17 protein-coding genes are annotated in these 18,745 nt (G+C 62.4%); 5 read left to right on the top strand and 12 right to left on the bottom strand.

What is annotated here, in order from left to right; genetic code table 11:
* Positions 1–35: 35 nt before the first annotated feature.
* From holA to leuS, 3 genes are read right to left on the bottom strand one after another with little or no spacing between them, the layout of a single operon-like run.
* Positions 36–1,070 (bottom strand): DNA polymerase III subunit delta, encoded by a 1,035-nt coding sequence (gene holA, locus E4P82_RS02835; protein ID WP_312914018.1) that lies wholly within the window; start codon positions 1,068–1,070, stop codon positions 36–38.
* A 15-nt stretch (positions 1,071–1,085) separates the two neighbouring features.
* Complete coding sequence (locus E4P82_RS02840; protein ID WP_312913988.1) at positions 1,086–1,679, bottom strand: LPS-assembly lipoprotein LptE; 594 nt, start codon at positions 1,677–1,679, stop codon at positions 1,086–1,088.
* Complete coding sequence (gene leuS / locus E4P82_RS02845; protein ID WP_169247540.1) at positions 1,604–4,195, bottom strand: leucine--tRNA ligase; 2,592 nt, start codon at positions 4,193–4,195, stop codon at positions 1,604–1,606. The genes E4P82_RS02840 and leuS overlap by 76 nt, the downstream gene beginning before the upstream one ends.
* Positions 4,196–4,298: 103 nt before the next feature.
* Here leuS and purM point away from each other — a divergent pair, with 103 nt between their 5' ends.
* Positions 4,299–5,354 (top strand): phosphoribosylformylglycinamidine cyclo-ligase, encoded by a 1,056-nt coding sequence (purM, locus tag E4P82_RS02850; protein WP_169247479.1) that lies wholly within the window; start codon positions 4,299–4,301, stop codon positions 5,352–5,354.
* Positions 5,351–6,019, top strand: a complete 669-nt coding sequence (gene purN / locus E4P82_RS02855) for a phosphoribosylglycinamide formyltransferase (RefSeq protein WP_169247480.1) — start codon at positions 5,351–5,353, stop codon at positions 6,017–6,019. Before purM ends, purN begins: the two co-directional genes overlap by 4 nt.
* Here purN and E4P82_RS02860 read toward each other — a convergent pair.
* The 4 genes from E4P82_RS02860 to E4P82_RS02875 all read right to left on the bottom strand — a co-directional run bounded on the left by E4P82_RS02860 (position 6,009) and on the right by E4P82_RS02875 (position 8,725).
* Positions 6,009–6,620: a Uma2 family endonuclease gene (locus E4P82_RS02860; RefSeq protein ID WP_169247481.1), complete on the bottom strand. Its 612-nt coding sequence runs from the start codon at positions 6,618–6,620 to the stop codon at positions 6,009–6,011. The genes purN and E4P82_RS02860 overlap by 11 nt on opposite strands.
* A 26-nt stretch (positions 6,621–6,646) precedes the next feature.
* Positions 6,647–7,249 carry a dCTP deaminase gene (dcd, locus tag E4P82_RS02865; RefSeq protein WP_169247482.1) on the bottom strand — a complete coding sequence of 201 codons (603 nt, stop codon included), beginning with the start codon at positions 7,247–7,249 and terminating at the stop codon, positions 6,647–6,649.
* Positions 7,250–7,260: 11 nt separating this feature from the next.
* Positions 7,261–8,349, bottom strand: a complete 1,089-nt coding sequence (apbC, locus tag E4P82_RS02870; RefSeq protein WP_169247483.1) for an iron-sulfur cluster carrier protein ApbC — start codon at positions 8,347–8,349, stop codon at positions 7,261–7,263.
* A 79-nt stretch (positions 8,350–8,428) separates the two neighbouring features.
* The gene (locus E4P82_RS02875) at positions 8,429–8,725 is read right to left on the bottom strand and encodes a hypothetical protein (protein WP_169247484.1); all 297 of its coding nucleotides are present in this window, start codon (positions 8,723–8,725) and stop codon (positions 8,429–8,431) included.
* A gap of 118 nt (positions 8,726–8,843) precedes the next feature.
* On the opposite strand from E4P82_RS02875, the gene metG reads away from it, so the two are divergent.
* The gene (gene metG, locus E4P82_RS02880; protein WP_169247485.1) at positions 8,844–10,874 is read left to right on the top strand and encodes a methionine--tRNA ligase; all 2,031 of its coding nucleotides are present in this window, start codon (positions 8,844–8,846) and stop codon (positions 10,872–10,874) included.
* Here the strand turns inward: metG and E4P82_RS02885 are convergent, their stop codons facing one another.
* Positions 10,875–12,272 (bottom strand): TIGR03013 family XrtA/PEP-CTERM system glycosyltransferase, encoded by a 1,398-nt coding sequence (locus tag E4P82_RS02885; RefSeq protein WP_169247486.1) that lies wholly within the window; start codon positions 12,270–12,272, stop codon positions 10,875–10,877. It lies immediately after the preceding gene.
* A gap of 201 nt (positions 12,273–12,473) precedes the next feature.
* On the opposite strand from E4P82_RS02885, the gene tviB reads away from it, so the two are divergent.
* Positions 12,474–13,751, top strand: coding sequence for a Vi polysaccharide biosynthesis UDP-N-acetylglucosamine C-6 dehydrogenase TviB (tviB, locus tag E4P82_RS02890; protein WP_169247487.1), 1,278 nt, complete (start codon positions 12,474–12,476; stop codon positions 13,749–13,751).
* Between the two features lie 20 nt (positions 13,752–13,771).
* Positions 13,772–14,779, top strand: coding sequence for an NAD-dependent epimerase (locus E4P82_RS02895; RefSeq protein ID WP_169247488.1), 1,008 nt, complete (start codon positions 13,772–13,774; stop codon positions 14,777–14,779).
* Here the strand turns inward: E4P82_RS02895 and dnaQ are convergent.
* The 4 genes from dnaQ to E4P82_RS02915 are packed head-to-tail and all read right to left on the bottom strand — an operon-like array spanning position 14,776 to position 18,734.
* The gene (gene dnaQ, locus E4P82_RS02900; RefSeq protein ID WP_169247489.1) at positions 14,776–15,513 is read right to left on the bottom strand and encodes a DNA polymerase III subunit epsilon; all 738 of its coding nucleotides are present in this window, start codon (positions 15,511–15,513) and stop codon (positions 14,776–14,778) included. The two genes, E4P82_RS02895 and dnaQ, sit on opposite strands and share 4 nt — an antisense overlap.
* Before the next feature lie 14 nt (positions 15,514–15,527).
* A complete protein-coding gene (gene rnhA / locus E4P82_RS02905) occupies positions 15,528–16,001 on the bottom strand; it encodes a ribonuclease HI (protein ID WP_169247490.1) in 474 nt (157 codons plus the stop codon).
* On the bottom strand, positions 16,001–17,629 hold the full coding sequence (locus E4P82_RS02910; protein ID WP_169247491.1) for an ABC transporter ATP-binding protein: 1,629 nt from the start codon (positions 17,627–17,629) through the stop codon (positions 16,001–16,003). The genes rnhA and E4P82_RS02910 overlap by 1 nt, the downstream gene beginning before the upstream one ends.
* Positions 17,630–17,663: 34 nt before the next feature.
* On the bottom strand, positions 17,664–18,734 hold the full coding sequence (locus E4P82_RS02915; protein WP_312913996.1) for an aminopeptidase: 1,071 nt from the start codon (positions 18,732–18,734) through the stop codon (positions 17,664–17,666).
* Positions 18,735–18,745: the final 11 nt, after the last annotated feature.

Consider the following 18,745-nt stretch of genomic DNA (forward strand, 5'->3'; position numbering starts at 1 on the left):
ATGACCGACGCCGCCTCAAGCGCCGGGCTATGACATTACAATTCGTCGGGCAACAATCGCCGACCGGCCAGCCGCAAACCTGCCATCAGCAGCGCATCCCACGGCGAGCCGGGCTCGATGCCCTTGATCGCGCGGTCGGTGCGGGCGCACGCGTCCAGCAGCGACCGGCAATCGGCCAGCGTCAGCCGTTGCAGCGCCTGAAGCAGGGACGGCTTACGTTTGTCCCAGACGATTTCCTTGCGGGCGGCGAACGCGGCAAACACGGTTTCGGGCGGTTGGCGCTGGTCGCGGGCGAAAGCCAGTGCGTTCAGTACCCGCAGTTCCCGGTGCAAGGCCCAGTTCGCCAACACCGGCTCCACGCCTTCGCCGCGCAACCCGTTCAGAATCCGCGCGACGCGCTCCGGCTGGCCGCGCAGGGCGGCATCCACGAAATCATAGATGCTGTATCGGGAGCTGTCGCCGACCGCCGCCAATACCCTGTCGACGGTTAGCGGCTGGTCGCCGGCCAACAACGCCAGCTTCTCGATTTCCTGGGCGGCGGCCAACAGATTGCCCTCCACCCGCTCGCCCAGCAGCAGCACCGCTTCAGGGGTAGGTTTCAGACCACGTTCCCGTAGCCGGCGTTCGATCCAGACCGGCAATTGTCCCGACTCCACCGGCGCCGCTGGCACCACCACCCCAGTCGCATCCAGGGCGGCGAACCAGCGGCTTTTCTGGGTATTCCAGTCGAGCTTGCCGGCGGTGACCAACAACACCGCGTCGTCGGCGGGACGGGCCGCATACTCGCTCAGCGCCTTGGCGCCGGCGTCGCCCGGTTTGGCGTTGCCCAGGCGCAGTTCCAGCAGCCGCCGGTTGGCGAACAGCGAAGGGCTGGCCGCCAGTTGGCGCAGCGCGTTCCAGTCGAAGCCGGCATCGACCGTCAGGCATTCCCGCTCGGCATGGCCGCGTTCGCGGGCGGCGGCGCGGAGTGTGTCGGCGGATTCCTGCGCCAGCAAGGTTTCTTCGCCAAAGACCAGATAGAGCGGCGCCAGAGTCTTGCGCAAATGCGCGGCAAGCTGTTCAGGACGCACTCGCAAGCGACGTCCTCAAGAACCGATGGTTTGCAAGCGGCGGACAATCTGCCAAGCCAGATCCTCGGCCATGCTGTCCACCAGGATTTCCTGCGCGGCCTCGAAACCGAGCACTGCGTTCTCGTCGAACAACAGGGTGCGGTTGGCGCTGAGTCCTTCCAATGGAATCAGGGTCTTGCCGTTGGCCAGCGTCACCTGGTAAGCGGCATCGTAAGCCAGGAAATACTGTCGCTTGACGTTGATACGGTCGACGGCGACCACGCGGCGACCACTGCCCTCGCGCAAGATGGTAATGGTCGCCTTGGCCTGGGCCGGATCGCGGGTGACGGTCACGCCGTTGTTCGCCAGCAGCAACCGCAGCTTGCGGCTCAGGGCGCCGGGCGGTGTTCCAATCGCGGTCTGGCTTTGCAAGTACACCACCGACAGTTCTGGCGGCAGTTGGGCTTGCCCGCGCAACTGGAAGCCGCAGCCACCCAACAACAACACCCATAACCCCAAGCCGCTCAGTACGATCCGGCGCATGTTCGCCTCGCTCAGCACACCAGGTTGACCAGTTTGCCGGGCACGATCACGATCTTGCGCGGTGGCTTGCCCTCGACGAAGCGCCACACGTTCGGCTCGGCCCGCGCCGCCTGTTCGATAAACTCGCGGTCGGCGCTCACCGGCACCTCGATCTGGCCACGCAACTTGCCGTTGACCTGCACCACCAGCGTCATCAGGTCACGGGCCAGCGCCGTTTCGTCGGGCGCCGGCCAAGCGGCGTCCAGCACGTCGTCGCCATAACCCAGTTCCCGCCAAAGCGCGTGAGTGACGTGCGGCACCACCGGCGACAGCAGCCGTAGCAGGATGCTCAAGCCCTCGCGGCGCACGGCGGCGGCGCACGGATCGCCATCGGACTCGATCCTACTCAGCGCATTCAGAATCTTCATGCCGCCGGAAACCACGGTGTTGAACTGGTGGCGACCGAAGTCGTACAGCGCCTGCCGCAGCGCTTCATGCACCTCGCGGCGCAGCTCGCGCAACGGCCCGGACAGCGCGGCGGCGTCCGGGTCACCGGCGACGCGGATCGCCTCCTGATGCTCGGCGGCATGGAACCACAACCGGCGCAGAAAGCGATAGGCGCCGGCCACGCCGGCATCGGACCATTCCAGCGCCTGATCGGGCGGCGCGGCAAACATCATGAACAGGCGGGCAGTATCGGCGCCGTACTGTTCGATCAGTGACTGCGGATCGACACCGTTGTTCTTGGACTTGGCCATTTTCTCGATGCCGCCGATCGCCACCGGCTGGCCGTCGGCGCTCAGCGTCGCGGCCAGCGGTCGGCCCTTGTCGTCGGTCTGTACCTTGACGTCGGCCGGATTGATCCATTGCTTGCGGCCGTCCGAGGTCTCCCGGTAGAAGGTGGGCGCCACCACCATGCCTTGGGTGAGCAACTTGGCGAACGGTTCCGCCACCGGGGTTAGGCCCAGGTCGCGCATTACCTTGGTCCAGAACCGCGAATAAAGCAGGTGCAGGATGGCGTGCTCAATGCCACCGACGTACTGATCGACTGGCATCCAGTAATCGGCGCGGGCGTCGGTCATCGTCGTCGCACCCGGTGTGCAGTAGCGGAAAAAGTACCAGGACGAATCGACGAAGGTGTCCATGGTGTCGGTTTCGCGCCGGGCCGGCTTGCCGCAGCGCGGGCAGGCACAGTCCAAGAATTCGGCGTATTTGTTGAGCGGGTTGCCGGAACCGTCTGGAATCAAGTCGCCCGGCAACACCACCGGCAGATCCGCGTCCGGCACTGGCACCGCGCCGCAATCTTGGCAATGGATGATCGGGATCGGCGTACCCCAGTAGCGCTGCCGGGAGACACCCCAGTCGCGCAGCCGCCAGATTACCTTCTTTTCGCCCAAGTCCTTGGCGCTCAGATCGGCGGCAATGGCATCCACCGCCTGCTCGAAGCCCAAGCCGTCGTATTGGCCGGAATTGATGCACACGCCGTAATCGGCGTAGGCGTCCTGCCACGGCGCGAGTGTTTCGTCGCCAGCGCGGGTGCGAATCACCGGCTTGATTGGCAACTCGAATTTGTGCGCGAACTCGAAATCGCGCTCGTCGTGGGCTGGCACCGCCATCACCGCGCCCTCGCCGTAGCCCATCAGCACGTAGTTGGCGACCCACAGCGGTAGCAGCTCGCCGGTCAGGGGATGGGTGACGGTCAAACCGGTTGGCATACCCTTCTTTTCTTGGGTGGCCAACTCCGCTTCGGTGACACCGCCGTGCCGGCATTCTTCGATGAACGCAGCCAGATGCGGATTGGTTTGCGCGGCGTGCAGGGCCAGGGGATGTTCGGCGGCCACGGCGACGTAAGTGGCGCCCATGAGCGTGTCGGCGCGGGTGGTGAACACCCAAAGAGTGCCTCCCTCGCCCACCATATGCGGAAAGCCGATCCGTACCCCGTGGCTCTTGCCGATCCAGTTCTTCTGCATCAGCTTGACCTGTTCGGGCCAATCGGGCAGTTGATCCAACGCCGCCAGCAGTTCCTCGGCGTACTGGGTGATCGCCAGGTAATACATCGGGATTTCGCGCTTCTCGACCAGCGCGCCGGTGCGCCAACCACGACCATCGATCACTTGCTCGTTGGCGAGCACGGTCTGGTCCATCGGGTCCCAGTTGACCACGCCGGTCTTCAGGTAGGCGATGCCCTTTTCCAACATCCGCAGGAACAACCATTGGTTCCAGCGGTAATACTCCGGCTGGCAGGTGGCTACCTCGCGTTCCCAGTCCACCGCGAAACCCAGCAGCCGCAACTGTTTTTTCATGTAGGCGATATTGTCGAAAGTCCACTGCGCCGGGGCGACCCCGGAAGCCATGGCCGCGTTCTCCGCCGGCAGGCCGAAAGCGTCCCAGCCCATCGGTTGCAACACGTTCTTGCCCAACATGCGCTGGTAGCGGGCGATCACGTCGCCGATGGTGTAGTTGCGCACATGGCCCATGTGCAACCGCCCGCTGGGATAGGGGAACATCGACAGACAATAGAACTTTTCGCGGCCCGGCTCTTCGCGCACGGCGAAGGTCCGCTGCTCGTCCCAATAGCTTTGCGCTTCCGCTTCAATGGCTTGCGGGTTGTACGACTCGGCGATCACGGCTGTTACCTGGCTTTAAAACGAAGTGCGGTAAGATAGCATAACTTTTCAGCCGCCCGCATGGTCTGGACCGGACCGCGCCATTGAGGTCAATCAATCCGTGAACGACTCCCATCCGCACTCCCCCACCCTCAGCTACCGCGACGCCGGCGTGGACATCGAAGCCGGTAACCGGCTGGTGGACCGCATCAAGCCGCATGCCAAGCGTACCCACCGGCCCGGCGTACTGGGCGGACTGGGTGGCTTCGGCGCGTTGTTCGAACTGCCGCTGGACCGCTATCGCCAACCGGTGCTGGTGTCCGGCACCGACGGGGTCGGCACCAAGCTCAAACTGGCGCTGGAGCTGCGCCGCCACGACACCATCGGCATCGACCTGGTGGCGATGTGCGTCAACGACGTGCTGGTGGTCGGGGCCGAACCGTTGTTCTTCCTCGACTATTACGCCACCGGCCATCTGGATGTGGAGGTAGCCGCCGCCGTGATCCAGGGCATCGCCGACGGTTGCGAACAAGCCGGCGCGGCGCTGGTGGGCGGCGAAACCGCCGAGATGCCGGGAATGTACGGCGAGGGCGATTACGACTTGGCCGGCTTCTGCGTTGGCGTGGTGGAAAAGAGTCGGATCATCGACGGATCGCGAGTCGCGCCGGGCGATGTGTTACTGGGACTGGCCTCCTCCGGGCCGCATTCCAACGGCTATTCGCTGATCCGCAAGATCCTGGCGGTCGGCGGCGCGAAGCTGGATCAGCCATTCGAGGATCGCACGCTAGGCGAAACCTTGCTGGCCCCGACCCGGATCTACGTCAAGCCGGTGCTGCAACTGCTGACGCAAGTCGAAGTTCACGCTATCGCCCACATCACCGGCGGCGGCCTGACCGAAAATCTGCCGCGTGTTCTCCCGCCTCGCACCAAGGCGATCATCGACACCGCCAGTTGGCCACGACCAGCCATTTTTCAGTGGTTGCAACAACAGGGTGGCGTGGCCGAAACGGAAATGTGGCGTACCTTCAATTGTGGAGTGGGCATGGTGATCGGCGTCGCGGTGGAAGACGTGGAGCGGGCACAAGCGATCCTGCGCGATGCCGGCGAAACGGTCTGGACGCTGGGCCGGATCGCTGGTGGCGTGCAAGATGAACCATTCGTGGAGTTTCAAGCGTGAGCGCCATTCAAAAAATCCGGCTGGTGGTGTTGATCTCGGGGCGCGGCAGCAATTTACAAGCGATCCTGGATCAAGCTGTCAGCGGAGAATTACCGGTCGAGGTGGCGGCCGTCATCAGTAACCGGCCCGGCGTTCACGGCCTGGAGCGGGCACGGCAAGCCGGCGTTCCCGCCCTGGTACTGGATCATAAGCGTTTCGCCGACCGGCCGGAGTTCGAGGTGGCCCTGATCGAAGTGATCGACCGTCAGCAACCGGATTTGGTGGTGCTAGCGGGCTTCATGCGGGTACTGACCGCCGGTTTCACCGAACACTATCGAGGACGGCTGCTCAACATCCATCCCTCGCTACTACCCAAGTTTCGCGGCCTGCACACCCATGAACGGGCCATCGCGGCCAGCGAAACCGAACATGGGGCCAGCATCCACTTCGTCACCGCCGAACTGGATGGCGGGCCGGTCATCGTGCAGGCGCGAGTCCCGGTGCTGCCAGGCGACGACCCCGACGTGCTGGCGGCGCGGGTTCTGGAGCAGGAACACCGGTTGTACCCCTTGGCGATTCGTTGGTTCGCGACAGAGCGGGTACGGCTGGAGGGAAAGCGAGTATTCTTCGATGGCATGCCGCTGACGGAGCCGTTGAGGCTGGAGGAAACACCACTCAGCCGATGAACAACTCATCCAGGTGGATTTCCACCGTTGGCAACAAAGTAGGCACCAGCACACCTTCTCGTAGCTGCGAACGGCTTCGATAAGTGCCGCACTCCGGCTGTGGATCGCGGTAGATCTCGACATGACGGCGGCGCGGCCCCATCACCAGCCAAACTTCGGGGATACCGTGCCGGGCGTAGAGCGGCACCTTGGTCTTGCGGTCGAATTGCGCCGTGCTGTCGGAAACTTCGATGAGCAGCAGCACATCTTGGGCACGAGGATGTTCGTTCAGGTAATAATCCGCGCGCGGACGCAGCAGGACCAGATCGGGCTGAGGTTCGGAATGGTCGTCCAGCACAACGGGATTTTGCGAATCCACCAGTGCCGCGTTACCTGCTCCAAGCCTCAGCTTCTCCGCCAGGATACGGACAATACCCGCGTGAAAACTGCCGATCGGCGCCATCTCGAACAACTCCCCCTCGATCAATTCCAGTCGCGCCTCGGGATCGAGGAAACCGGTCTCTCCCATCCGATGAAAATCGGCCACGCTCCAAAGACGCCGAACGGGACTGGTCCTGGCGGTGGGCTGACTTGTTGGCGACAACGACGCAGACGCGGACATCACTTTCTCCTCAATCGACGATTCGTTCACGACCCCTTGTCGAGCGGCTCGTCATCGCCGATCCGGCTCGGAGTCGGGCCACTCTGCCGCTTGTACTTGGCATCCTGCCGCTTGTGGTAGGGGCGAATGGCGGGACCGGTCAGGGTCTCGAAGCTAATGGCGCAGATCGCCATGCCGGGACGCAACGCCAGCGGCAGCTTGCCGCTGTTGAAGCATTCCAGCACGATGGCGCCGCTCCAGCCGGGATCAATGCGATGGGCGGTAACATGCACCATCAATCCCAACCGGGCCAGACTGGAGCGACCATCCAGCCAACCGACCAAATCGTCCGGCACGGTAATGGTCTCGACGGTGGCCGCCAGCGCCAACTCGCCGGGATGGATGAAAAACGCACCATCCGCGCCGATGCGGATCTCCTTGCCCATGATCTGGTTGATGGCGTGATCGACTTCCTCCCTCGGCCCGCTGAGGTCGATATGCGACGCGGCGTGATCGTTGAACACCCGGAACCGGTTACCCAGATGCAGATCCACGCTGACTCCGTTGATCCGGCCGGACGAGGGGCGCGGCTCGATACGGATCTTTCCCTCGTCCAGACAACGTTCGATATCGCGGTCGCACAGCCGCATGGGACGAAACCTCAGGTGTTTTGAATCACGATGTTGGGGAACTTGTGACTGTAGTTTCGGGCTTGCAACGACAGTCGGGCGGCGGCGCGGCGGGCGATCTCCCGATACAGACTGGCGATGCGGCTGTCCGGCTCCGCCGCCACCGTGGGCCGGCCGCCATCGGTTTCCTCGCGGATACGAATATCCAACGGCAAGGACCCCAGGAAGGGCACCTCGTATTCTTCCGCCATCCGCTGGCCGCCGCCCGCGCCGAAGATGTGTTCCTCGTGACCGCATTGCGAACAGATGTGAATACTCATGTTCTCGACGACACCCAATACCGGTACCTCCACTTTCTCGAACATCTTCAGTCCCTTGCGAGCGTCCAACAAGGCGATGTCCTGCGGCGTGGTGACGATGATCGCGCCGCTGACCGGCACTTTCTGCGACAGGGTCAACTGAGTGTCGCCGGTGCCCGGCGGCAGGTCGATGATCAGATAATCGAGATCGTGCCAGCGAGTATCGCGTAGCAATTGTTCGAGGGTCTGGGTCACCATCGGTCCGCGCCAAACCATCGGCGTGTCTTCCTCGATCAGATAGCCGATCGACATGGACTGCACGTTGTAGCTGACGATCGGATTCAGCGTCTTGCCGTCCGGTGATTCCGGCTGTTGGCGCGCGCCCAGCATGCGCGGCTGACTGGGACCGTAGATGTCGGCGTCCAGCAAGCCGACCCGCGCCCCTTCGACGCTGAGCGCCAGCGCCAGGTTGACCGCCGTGGTGGATTTGCCGACCCCACCCTTGCCGGAGGCCACGGCGATGATGTTGCGCACGCCCGGCATCGGTTTCAGCCCCTTTTGCACTTCGTGGGCGATCACCTTGCACTCCACCCGAACCACCGCCTCACCGGCGCCCAGCGCCGCGAGCCGCTCGCCCAGGGCCACGACCAACGCATCCCGATAGCCCGCCGCCGGGAATCCCAGTTCCACATCGATCTCAATGCGATCAGCTCCGATTTGGATGTTCTTGATGCATTTGGCGGTCACCAGATCCTGTTCGAGATAGGGGTCCACATAGCCTTTGAGGGCGGTTTCCACATCGGCGCGTGATACAGCGGTCATAAGCGAGGTTTCTCCTGCAAGATTAAGTTCGATTCAGTATCGGAAAATCGGGCGCTTCGGTTCGTGCCCGGCACCGCGTTCAATAGCCGACCAAGCACTTCTGTCGGGCCACTTCCAACTTGAGGCGGGCATCCGCCTTCAGGGCCGCGAGCACGCATTGCCAGTACGAGGGCTGGTAATTATCCGCCATTCCCTGGCAATTGACCTGATTCAAGGCTTGCGGCGATTCACCATGCTGTTGGGCCAGGGATACCGCTTGCTGGCAAAAATTCGCGCTCCAAATTTCCTCCGCCAGCGCCCCCTGGGAGTGGGCTGGACCTGCGGCCATCAGTCCCGCAACCGCCACGATCCCGCTGAAAGCCAGGTTGATTCGCATAAATACCTCCTCGTTTCCACCCAAACTCGCATGGCGGACACTCCGCTCGGCGGATGACAGCCATGCGGCAATACTGCTAACGTAGCGGCCTTTCCGAGCGACCGCAACGATCCCGACCATGAGCGACCAAATCCGCCGCATCCTCGTCACCAGCGCCCTGCCCTACGCCAACGGCCCGATCCATATCGGCCACCTGGTCGAATACATTCAGACCGACATCTGGGTCCGCTTCCAGAAACTGCGCGGCCATGAATGCTACTACCTTTGCGCCGACGACGCTCACGGTACGCCGATCATGTTGCGCGCCGAACAGGATGGTGTGACCCCGGAACAACTGATCGAGCGGATCTGGCGCGAGCATCACGCCGATTTCACCGATTTCCTGATCGAGTTCGACAACTATTACTCCACGCATTCACCGGAATGCCGTCATTACGCCGAACTGATCTATCAGCGGCTGAACGAAGCCGGGCACATCAGCCGCCGGGTCATCACCCAGGCCTTCGACCCGGAAAAGCAGATGTTCCTGCCGGACCGTTTCATCAAAGGCGAATGTCCGCGCTGCGGCACGCCGGACCAGTACGGCGACAGTTGCGAGAACTGCGGCGCCACCTATTCCCCCACCGACCTGAAAAACCCGCGCTCGGTCCTGTCCGGCGCGACGCCGATCACCAAGGAATCGCTGCATTTCTTTTTCAAGCTGGTCGATTTCGAGACCATGCTGAAGGACTGGATCGCCAGCGGGCCGATCCAGCCGCAGATGATCAACAAGCTCAACGAGTGGTTCACCGCCGGCTTGCAGGAGTGGGACATCTCCCGCGACGCGCCGTACTGGGGCTTCGAAATCCCCGACGCGCCCGGCAAGTATTTCTACGTCTGGCTGGATGCGCCGATCGGCTACATGGCCAGCTTCCAAAACTTCTGCGACCGCGCCGGTCTGCGTTTCGACGATTTCTGGGGGCCGAACAGCGACGCCGAGGTCCATCATTTCATCGGCAAGGACATCGCCTATTTCCACATCCTGTTCTGGCCGGCCGAGTTGACCGGCGCCGGCTTCCGCAAACCGACCGCTGTGCATTGCCACGGTTTTCTGACCGTGGACGGCCAGAAAATGTCGAAGTCGCGCGGCACCTTCATCAAGGCCCGCACCTATCTCAATCATCTGCGGCCGGAATATCTGCGCTACTACTTCGCCACCAAGCTGAGCGACGGCGTCGACGACCTCGATCTCAACTTCGAGGACTTTCTGCAGCGGGTCAACAGCGACCTGGTCGGCAAGCTGGTCAATATCGCCAGCCGCAGCGCCGGCTTCATCACCCGCCGTTTCGGTGGCCGACTGGCCGACCATCTGGCCGAACCGGCGTTACATGCCGAATTCGTCGCTGCCGCCGACTCCATTGCCCAAGCGTACGAACGGCGGGAATTCGGCCGGGCCATGCGCGAGATCATGGCGCTGGCCGACCGCGCCAACCAGTACATTGACGAGAAGAAACCCTGGACGCTGGCCAAACAGCCCGGCGCCGAGGCCGAAGTACAGGCCGTTTGCAGCCTAGGATTGAACCTGTTCCGGGTGCTGACGCTGTATCTCAAGCCGGTGCTGCCCGGCCTGGCGGCACAGGTCGAACAGTTCCTGCAAATCCCGCCGCTGCGCTGGAGCGATGTCGACCACCCGCTGCTCGGCCATGCCATCGCCGAGTTCAAGCCACTGATGCAACGCGTGGAGATGGCGCAAATCGCGGCGATCATCGAGGAATCCAAGGAAGGCGCTCCAAGCGGCGAAGAGACGCCCGCGCCGAGTGGGCCGCTGATCGACGACCCGATCGGTCCCGTCATCACCATCGAGGATTTCGCCAAGGTGGACTTGCGGGTGGCGCGGATCATCAAGGCCGAAGCGGTGGCGGGGGCCGATAAGCTGCTGCGGCTGGAACTGGACCTCGGCGGCGAAACCCGCCAAGTTTTCGCCGGTATCAAATCCGCCTACCCGCCGGAAGCGCTGCAAGGTCGGCTAACCGTGTTGGTCGCCAACCTTGCCCCGCGCAAGATGCGCTTCGGTGTTTCAGAGGGCATGGTGCTGGCGGCTGGCGGTGGGGACGGTATCTACCTGCTCGGCCCGGACACCGGCGCGGAGCCGGGCATGCGGGTCAAATGATCAGCGCGCCCCCCGACCCCACAGGATGGTGTGCACGGTCTGCAGCAGGATGACGACGTCGAAGAAAAAGCTGTAGTTCTTGATGTAGTACAGATCGTACTGCAATTTCTCGCGCGCATCCTTCTCGGACGCACCGTAGGGATAGCAAATCTGCGCCCAACCGGTGATGCCCGGCTTGACCATATGCCGCATGGAATAGCAGGGGATTCCCCGGCGCAGATCGGCCACAAACTGCGGCCGTTCCGGCCGCGGGCCGACGAAGCTCATATCGCCGCGCAGCACGTTGAATAACTGGGGCAGTTCATCGATGCGGGTTTCGCGCAGCACCGCGCCGACTCGCGTGATCCGCGAATCATTTTTTTGCGCCCAGACTGCCTTCCCTCCTTTCTCGGCGCCGACCACCATGCTGCGAAATTTGATGACCTCGAACAAGCGATCCTTGAACCCAACCCGGCTCTGCCGGTACAAAATCGGTCCGTGACCACCCGACTCCAGCCAAATGGCCAAGACCGCCACCAACATCAGCGGCCAGGTCAATGCCAGCAACAACAGGCTCACGGTGACATCGAACATCCGCTTTACGGTACTTCTGAGCCCCATTCCCTGAAAACCTTCGGCAAAGATGATGCTGCTCGGCCTTAACGCCTCCAGTTGAACCTTGCCGGTCTGCCGTTCGAAAAAACCCAGAAAATGACTGATCGCAACTCCATTGATTTTGCAACTCAGAATCTCGTCGATGGGAAACCCCTTGCGTCGGTCGTCCATGGCCACCACGATCTCATCGACACGCAACTCATCCGCCAGATTGGCCAGGTTGCTGGTCACCTGCAACATGCGGCCAGCCGGCACTCTCGGCGTTTCGTGCTCGTGGACCTGAATATAACCGGGGACCAGGAAACCCATGGTTCCCTGCTGCTGCAACGCTTCGATCTCGGCCGCATGTTCGCCCACGCCCAATACCAGCACCCGCTGCTTGAGCTGATCGTGCCTGGTGATCTTGAAGAAGATGAAGCGCAACGACAGCACGCTTAGAAAGGCGATCCCAATCGCGAGGCTGAACTCACCGCGACCGAGAGCAAGATCGGGAACCAGGTAGTACAGCAAGGTCATCGCGAATAGCCCGAACAGGAAGCTGACGCCGACCCGCAGCAACATCTCGCCCTTGCCGCTCCAGAAATTGCGCTCGTACAAGCCCAGCGAGATCATGATCGTCAACATGACGAACATAAATGCCGACGCGCTCGGAATCATCTCATCCACGCGCAACCCAACTTTGCCCTGGATCAGCATAAAATGCAGCGCGCGACCGAGATAGATCGACCCAAACAAGCTGAGCGCTTCCACCCCCAACAAGGTCAGCAACGCCTGAGAAATATAGTGTCTGAGCAGGCGCATCATAATGGGGGGATATCCATAACCGGATGTGTCTTTGCTTTTTCCATAAGGCATGGAAGGCCGAATTCAATCTCTAAGTCCATATTGCCCGAAACGTAACGACAGTAGAGCTTGCGCCGCGATAAAAGTACGCTCACCAGTTCCGGTTCCTCCTCTATACTTGCCAGCATTTGCAGCTTTTCCCCGCGAACGGAGCACCCATCCATGTTTGATCTCGCCAATACTCGCATCGGCATCGTCGGCCTCGGTTATGTGGGCTTACCTTTGGCGGTCGAATTCGGCAAGCAGTTCCCGACGATCGGTCTGGATATCAACGCCGCCCGCATCCGCGAACTCCAGGTCGGTCACGACAGCACGCTGGAAGTCGCGGCCGAGGAACTACGGCAAGCCAACCATCTGCGTTATACCGATCGCGCCGAGGATCTGGCAGCCTGCAACGTCTACATCGTTACGGTGCCAACTCCGGTGGACGGCTACAAGCGTCCTGATTTTAGCCCACTGATCGGCGCCAGCACCACGGTGGGCCGGCTATTGAAACCGGGCGACGTGGTGATTTACGAATCCACGGTCTACCCCGGCGCCACCGAGGAAATCTGCGTGCCGATCTTGGAACGGGAATCCGGCTTGCGTTTCAACGCGGATTTTTTCGCCGGCTATAGCCCGGAACGCATCAACCCCGGTGACAAGGATCACCGGGTTACCAGCATTCTCAAGGTCACTTCAGGCTCCACACCGGAAGCGGCGGCGTTCGTGGACGCACTGTACAGGCGCATCATTACCGCCGGAACTCACCGCGCCTCCAGCATCCGCGTGGCGGAAGCCGCCAAGGTGATCGAAAACACCCAACGCGACGTCAATATCGCCTTGGTCAACGAACTGGCGCTTTTGTTCGAGCGCTTGGGAATCGATACCGAAGAAGTGCTGCTCGCCGCCGGCACCAAGTGGAATTTCCTGCCGTTTCGGCCGGGCCTGGTGGGCGGCCATTGCATCGGCGTCGATCCTTATTATCTGACCCACAAGGCCCAACAGATCGGTCATCACCCGGAAATGATCCTGGCCGGGCGACGCATCAACGACGGCATGGGCACCTACGTGGTGCAACGGGTGGTGAAACTGATGAATCAGCGCCGGATCGCGGTGATGGACGCCAAGATACTGGTGCTGGGTCTGACCTTCAAGGAGAATTGCCCGGATCTGCGCAACACCCGAGTGGTGGACATCGTTCGGGAATTTGGCGACTACCACGCCTGTGTCGATGTATATGATCCGTGGGTGGACCCTCAGGAGGCCCGGCATGAATACGGCATCGACCCGGTCGCGGAACTGAAGTCGGGACATTACGATGCCATCATCCTGGCGGTGGGACATCGCCAGTTTCGCGAAATGGGGGCGAAGGGCATCCGCGCCGCCGGCAAACCCAACGCGGTGTTGTTCGATGTCAAATATCTGCTGCCCGCCGGCAGCGTGGACGGTCGCTTGTAAGGACCGATGCGGAGTCCGCCATGAAAATTCTGGTCACGGGCAGCGCCGGCTTCATCGGCTCGACGCTGTCTCAACGGCTGCTGGAGCGCGGTGACGAAGTCATCGGTTTCGACAATCTGAACGATTACTACGACGTGAACCTGAAACGGGCGCGCTTGGCCCGTCTGCAACGGTATCCCGGATTTACCGAGATGTGCGCCAACTTGGAGGATCGACCAGCGCTTACCGAGACTTTCGTTCGACATCGGCCGCGGCGGGTGGTGAATCTGGCCGCCCAAGCGGGAGTGCGCTATTCGATCCAGAACCCGCATGCCTATGTCGATTCCAATCTGGTCGGCTTCGTCAACCTGCTGGAAGCCTGCCGCCACCATGAGGTCGAACACCTGGTCTATGCCTCGACCAGTTCGGTGTACGGCGCCAATACTCGGATGCCGTTCTCGGTGCACGATAACGTCGATCATCCGCTCAGCCTGTACGCCGCCACCAAGAAAGCCAACGAACTGATGGCGCACACCTACAGCCATCTGTACCGGCTACCGACCACTGGCTTGCGCTTCTTCACCGTGTACGGTCCCTGGGGCCGGCCGGACATGGCGCTGTTCCTGTTCACCCGCGCCATCCTGGCCGGCGAACCGATCGATGTATTCAATCATGGCCATCACCGCCGTGACTTCACCTACGTCGACGACATCGTCGAGGGGGTGATCCGGGTGTTGGATCGGGTGGCGACGCCGAATCCGAATTGGTCGAGCGACGCGCCGGACCCGGCCACCAGCACCGCACCTTATCGCCTCTACAACATCGGCAGCAACCGGCCGGTGGAACTGCTGCGCTATATCGAAGTGCTGGAACAATGCCTGGGGCAGGTGGCGATCAAGAACATGCTGCCGATGCAAGCCGGTGACGTGCCGGATACTTATGCCGATGTCGATGACCTGGTCGAAGACGTTGGTTACCGGCCGTCCACGCCGGTCGAGGAAGGCGTGGCCCGCTTCGTGGCCTGGTATCGGGACTATTATCGGGTCTAGGCTGAGCCGGCCGCCTCATCCAATCGCCGCCACACGCAGGCACCGCCGCTTTTCTTATCCAGCATGTCGAGATACTGGTCGTGAGCGGCACGCTCCTCGGCGCTGGCGCGGAGCACCGGCAGCGGCGGCCGGCTTCGAGGCACCGCCGCCCGTCGGCTCTCCTGCTTGCCCCGCACCGTGGCCGCGCTCTCCTGAACGAACAGCGAATCCTGCTGGCGGGTCATCGCCAGATAGACGTCGGCCAGAATCTCCGCGTCGAGTAGGGCGCCATGCAGGGTACGCTGGGAGTTGTCGATGCCGTAGCGCTTGCACAGCGCGTCCAGGTTGTTGCGCTGACCGGGATGACGCTGGCGGGCCAATAGCAAAGTATCCTCGACCGTGCAAAGCTGCTCCAGCGCGCTGTGGCCGCGCCCGCAGCGTTGCAGCTCGCGGTTGAGAAAGCCCAGATCGAAAGGCGCGTTGTGGATGATCAGTTCGGCGCCCCGGACGAATTCCAGAAATTGCTCGGCGATCTCGGCAAAGCGCGGCTGATCGGCGAGGAATTCGTTGGTGAGACCGTGGACTCTGATGGCCCCTTCGTCGATGGCGCGCTCCGGTCGCAGGTAGACGTGGAATTGACGCTCGGTCAGCCGCCGGTTCCGCAGTTCGATGCAGCCGATTTCGATGACCCGGTGCCCTTGGCCGGGATCGAGACCGGTGGTTTCGGTGTCGAGTACCACTTGACGTTCGCGCATGCCCTTCGCTCCGTTCAAACCTTGCTTGACTTGAGGCGGGTAATCGCTTCCCGCGCCAGTTGATCCACTCGTTCGTTTTCAGGATGGCCACTGTGGCCGCGCACCCATTCCCACTCCACTTGATGCGGGGTCAGGGCCGATTCCAGCCGTTGCCAGAGATCGACATTCTTGACTGGCTGACGGTCGGCGGTTTTCCAGCCGCGCCGCTTCCAGGACGCCAGCCATTCGGTGATGCCGCGCATGACGTACTGGCTATCGGTGCAGATCCGCACCTGGACCGGGCGTTTCAGGGCCTCCAGGCCATGGATGACCGCCAGCAACTCCATGCGGTTGTTGGTGGTGTCCGCTTCGCCGCCAGACAGTTCCTTTTCATGCCCCTGGTAGCGGAGTAAGGCACCCCAACCGCCAGGGCCGGGATTGCCGGAGCAAGCGCCGTCGGTGAATAGTTCCACCCATTCCGGCTCGGTATTCCTGGTTCCGTTCGTCATCAGACCGCCACCACCCCATTACCCATCGCTTCCAGATTCAAGGCCGCCGCCAACAGCGCCTGGGTGTAGGGATGTTCTGGATTTGCAAACACCCGCCGCGCCGGACCCGCTTCCACCACCCGGCCGTTCTTCATCACCAGCAGATGATTGGCCAGCGCCCGCACCACCCGCAAATCGTGGCTGATGAAGATGTAAGCCAGCCGATAACGACGCTGCAACTCGCGCAACAAATCGACGATCTGGGCCTGCACCGACACATCCAAGGCGCTGGTCGGCTCGTCGAGCACCAACAGTCGGGGCTGCAAAGCCAGGGCGCGGGCGATGGCGATGCGCTGGCGCTGGCCACCGGAAAATTCGTGCGGATAACGGTCCTGGGTGTCCGGGTCCAGCCCCACTTCCTCCAGCGCCCGAGCGATCCGGGCACGGCGGGCGGTGCGGTCCCCGGCCAAGCCATGCACCAACAAGCCTTCCTCAACGATTTCGCCCACCGACAACCGAGGACTGAGCGAACCGAACGGGTCCTGAAACACGATCTGCATGGACTTGCGCAACGGCCGCAGCGTCTTGCCGGACAGCTCATCGATGCGCTGACCTCGGAAACAAATCGCGCCCTTACTGGACAACAACCGCAGCAGCGCCAATCCCAAGGTGGTCTTGCCGGAACCGCTCTCCCCCACCACGCCCAAGGTTTGTCCTTCCCTCACCCGGACATTGACCCCATCGACCGCCTTGACATGATCGGCCACTCGCCCCAGCCATCCGCGCTTGAGTGGAAACCAAACCTTGAGATCGTCGCCGGCCATGACTTCCGGCGCATCGTCGCTTTCCGGTGGTGGCTCGCCCCTGGGTTCGGCGGCCAGCAATTGCCGGGTGTAGGGATGTCGCGGGTTGGCGAACAACTCGGCGACCGCGCCGGTTTCCACCACCTCGCCGGCCTGCATCACGCACACCCGGTCGGCCATCTTGCGCACGACGCTCAGATCGTGGGTGATAAATAGAATGGCCATGCCGAGCCGCCCCTGCAATTCCTTGAGCAGCTTCAGGATTTGCGCCTGGATGGTGACATCCAACGCCGTGGTCGGCTCGTCGGCGATCAGGATATCGGGATCGTTGGCCAGGGCCATGGCGATCATCACCCGTTGACGCTGGCCACCGGACAATTCATGCGGCAAGGCGTTCAAGCGCTGCGCGGCGTCGGGCAAACCGACCAGGTTCAGCAGCTCGACGATCCGCCCCTTGAGCTTGTCGCCGCTCAATCCCTTATGCAACCACAGCGTTTCCCCGATCTGCTTTTCGATGGAATGCAGGGGGTTGAGCGAGGTCATCGGTTCCTGAAACACCATGGCGATCTGATTGCCGCGCACCTCGCGCAGGCGTGCCGGCGCCGCACCCAGCAATTCCTCGCCACGCAGGCGGATGCTCCCGCCGGGATGGCGAGCGTGCGGATATGGCAGCAATTGCAGGATGGAAAGCGCCGACACCGACTTACCGGAACCGCTCTCCCCGACCAGCGCCAAGGTTTGGCCACGCTCCAAGGTGAACGACACCTGCTTGACCGCCGTGGTCGCGCCGAAAGCGACGGCCAGATCGCGAACTTCGAGAAGGGGTACCACGTCGCTTGCCTGCATGTTCGATCCAGTGGGCTTTATGAATGGGCCGTTATCAGTCCGATGAAACCAGCGGGACCGGTTTTCCCGCGAGCCGGAACGGCGCCGACAACATCCGCAACCGCGCTTCCCGTTCCGGCGGCGGCAACTGTCCGATGGCTTCCGCCACCCGATAAAACGCCGCGAAATCCCGTCCTTCCCGCTCGAACAGGGTCAGAAACGCCGGCACTTGTCGATAGTAGGTACTGACCCCGGCCAACTTGGCGTTGTTCAGATCCTGTTCGAACCAACGATCATAGCCCGTGTAGCCGCCCCAACCTTGCTTGAGTTCCCGATACTGCTCGCGCAGTTGCGTCAAGATACGTTGTTTATCGGTCCGTTTCGCCGCTTCGTCGCCAGACGAAGCATAGACTGCCGCCAATCGTTCGCGGGCGTCCGCCGTCAGTCGCAGAAACTGCTCGCGGCGGCGGATATCGGTGGCATATTCCTCCCGCTCACGCGGCGTGCCGTGCCGTTCCAGCCAGCGTTCCGCGCCCAAGCGGCCCATCGCGGTCGCGAATGCTTCGTTGAAGGCGGTATCGTCGGCCACGTACAAACGCTGGTGAGCCAGTTCGTGAAACATCAGCTCCGCCAGCCGCCCGACCGGCCAGCCGATGAAGGTGTTCAGCAGCGGATCGTCGAACCAGCCCAGCGTCGAATAGGCGGAAATATCGGCGACGTATACATCGTCGCCACCGGCCCGCAGCTCCTCGGCCAAGCCTTGCGCGGCCCCGGCCTCGAAATAACCGCGATAGCTCAGGCAACCAGCCACCGGGAAACACCAGCGGCGTGGCTCCAGACTTAATTCAGGCGCGGCGAAAACGTTCTTGACCACCCAGGGTCGCCCGAGATCGGCGTAGCTCCGATAGCTGCCGTTGTCGGGAAGGGCCAGATCGGTGCTGGCGAACGCGCGCAAGTCACGGGCGGTTTCCAAGCGCTGGCGCAGTTCCACGGAGAGCGTCGGATCGGCCAGCACCGCCGCCACCGGCTGGCTGGCTTGGAACAAGGTCCACTGCCCCACCGCCGCCTGCCGGTAATAAGCCAGTTCGGCGCAACCGGGCAACCCCAGCGCGAACCCGGTTCTCACCGCCAGTGTCC

Source organism: Candidatus Competibacter phosphatis, assembly GCF_012939995.1.
GTDB lineage: Bacteria > Pseudomonadota > Gammaproteobacteria > Competibacterales > Competibacteraceae > Competibacter > Competibacter phosphatis.

Excerpts from the sequence above, each read along its gene's own strand:
- E4P82_RS02860 (WP_169247481.1), bottom strand. The coding sequence starts at position 6,620 with ATGTCCGCGTCTGCGTCGTTGTCGCCAACAAGTCAGCCCACCGCCAGG.
- dcd (WP_169247482.1), bottom strand. The coding sequence starts at position 7,249 with ATGCGGCTGTGCGACCGCGATATCGAACGTTGTCTGGACGAGGGAAAG.
- apbC (WP_169247483.1), bottom strand. The coding sequence starts at position 8,349 with ATGACCGCTGTATCACGCGCCGATGTGGAAACCGCCCTCAAAGGCTAT.
- E4P82_RS02875 (WP_169247484.1), bottom strand. The coding sequence starts at position 8,725 with ATGCGAATCAACCTGGCTTTCAGCGGGATCGTGGCGGTTGCGGGACTG.
- metG (WP_169247485.1), top strand. The coding sequence starts at position 8,844 with ATGAGCGACCAAATCCGCCGCATCCTCGTCACCAGCGCCCTGCCCTAC.
- E4P82_RS02885 (WP_169247486.1), bottom strand. The coding sequence starts at position 12,272 with ATGATGCGCCTGCTCAGACACTATATTTCTCAGGCGTTGCTGACCTTG.
- tviB (WP_169247487.1), top strand. The coding sequence starts at position 12,474 with ATGTTTGATCTCGCCAATACTCGCATCGGCATCGTCGGCCTCGGTTAT.
- E4P82_RS02895 (WP_169247488.1), top strand. The coding sequence starts at position 13,772 with ATGAAAATTCTGGTCACGGGCAGCGCCGGCTTCATCGGCTCGACGCTG.
- dnaQ (WP_169247489.1), bottom strand. The coding sequence starts at position 15,513 with ATGCGCGAACGTCAAGTGGTACTCGACACCGAAACCACCGGTCTCGAT.
- rnhA (WP_169247490.1), bottom strand. The coding sequence starts at position 16,001 with ATGACGAACGGAACCAGGAATACCGAGCCGGAATGGGTGGAACTATTC.
- E4P82_RS02910 (WP_169247491.1), bottom strand. The coding sequence starts at position 17,629 with ATGCAGGCAAGCGACGTGGTACCCCTTCTCGAAGTTCGCGATCTGGCC.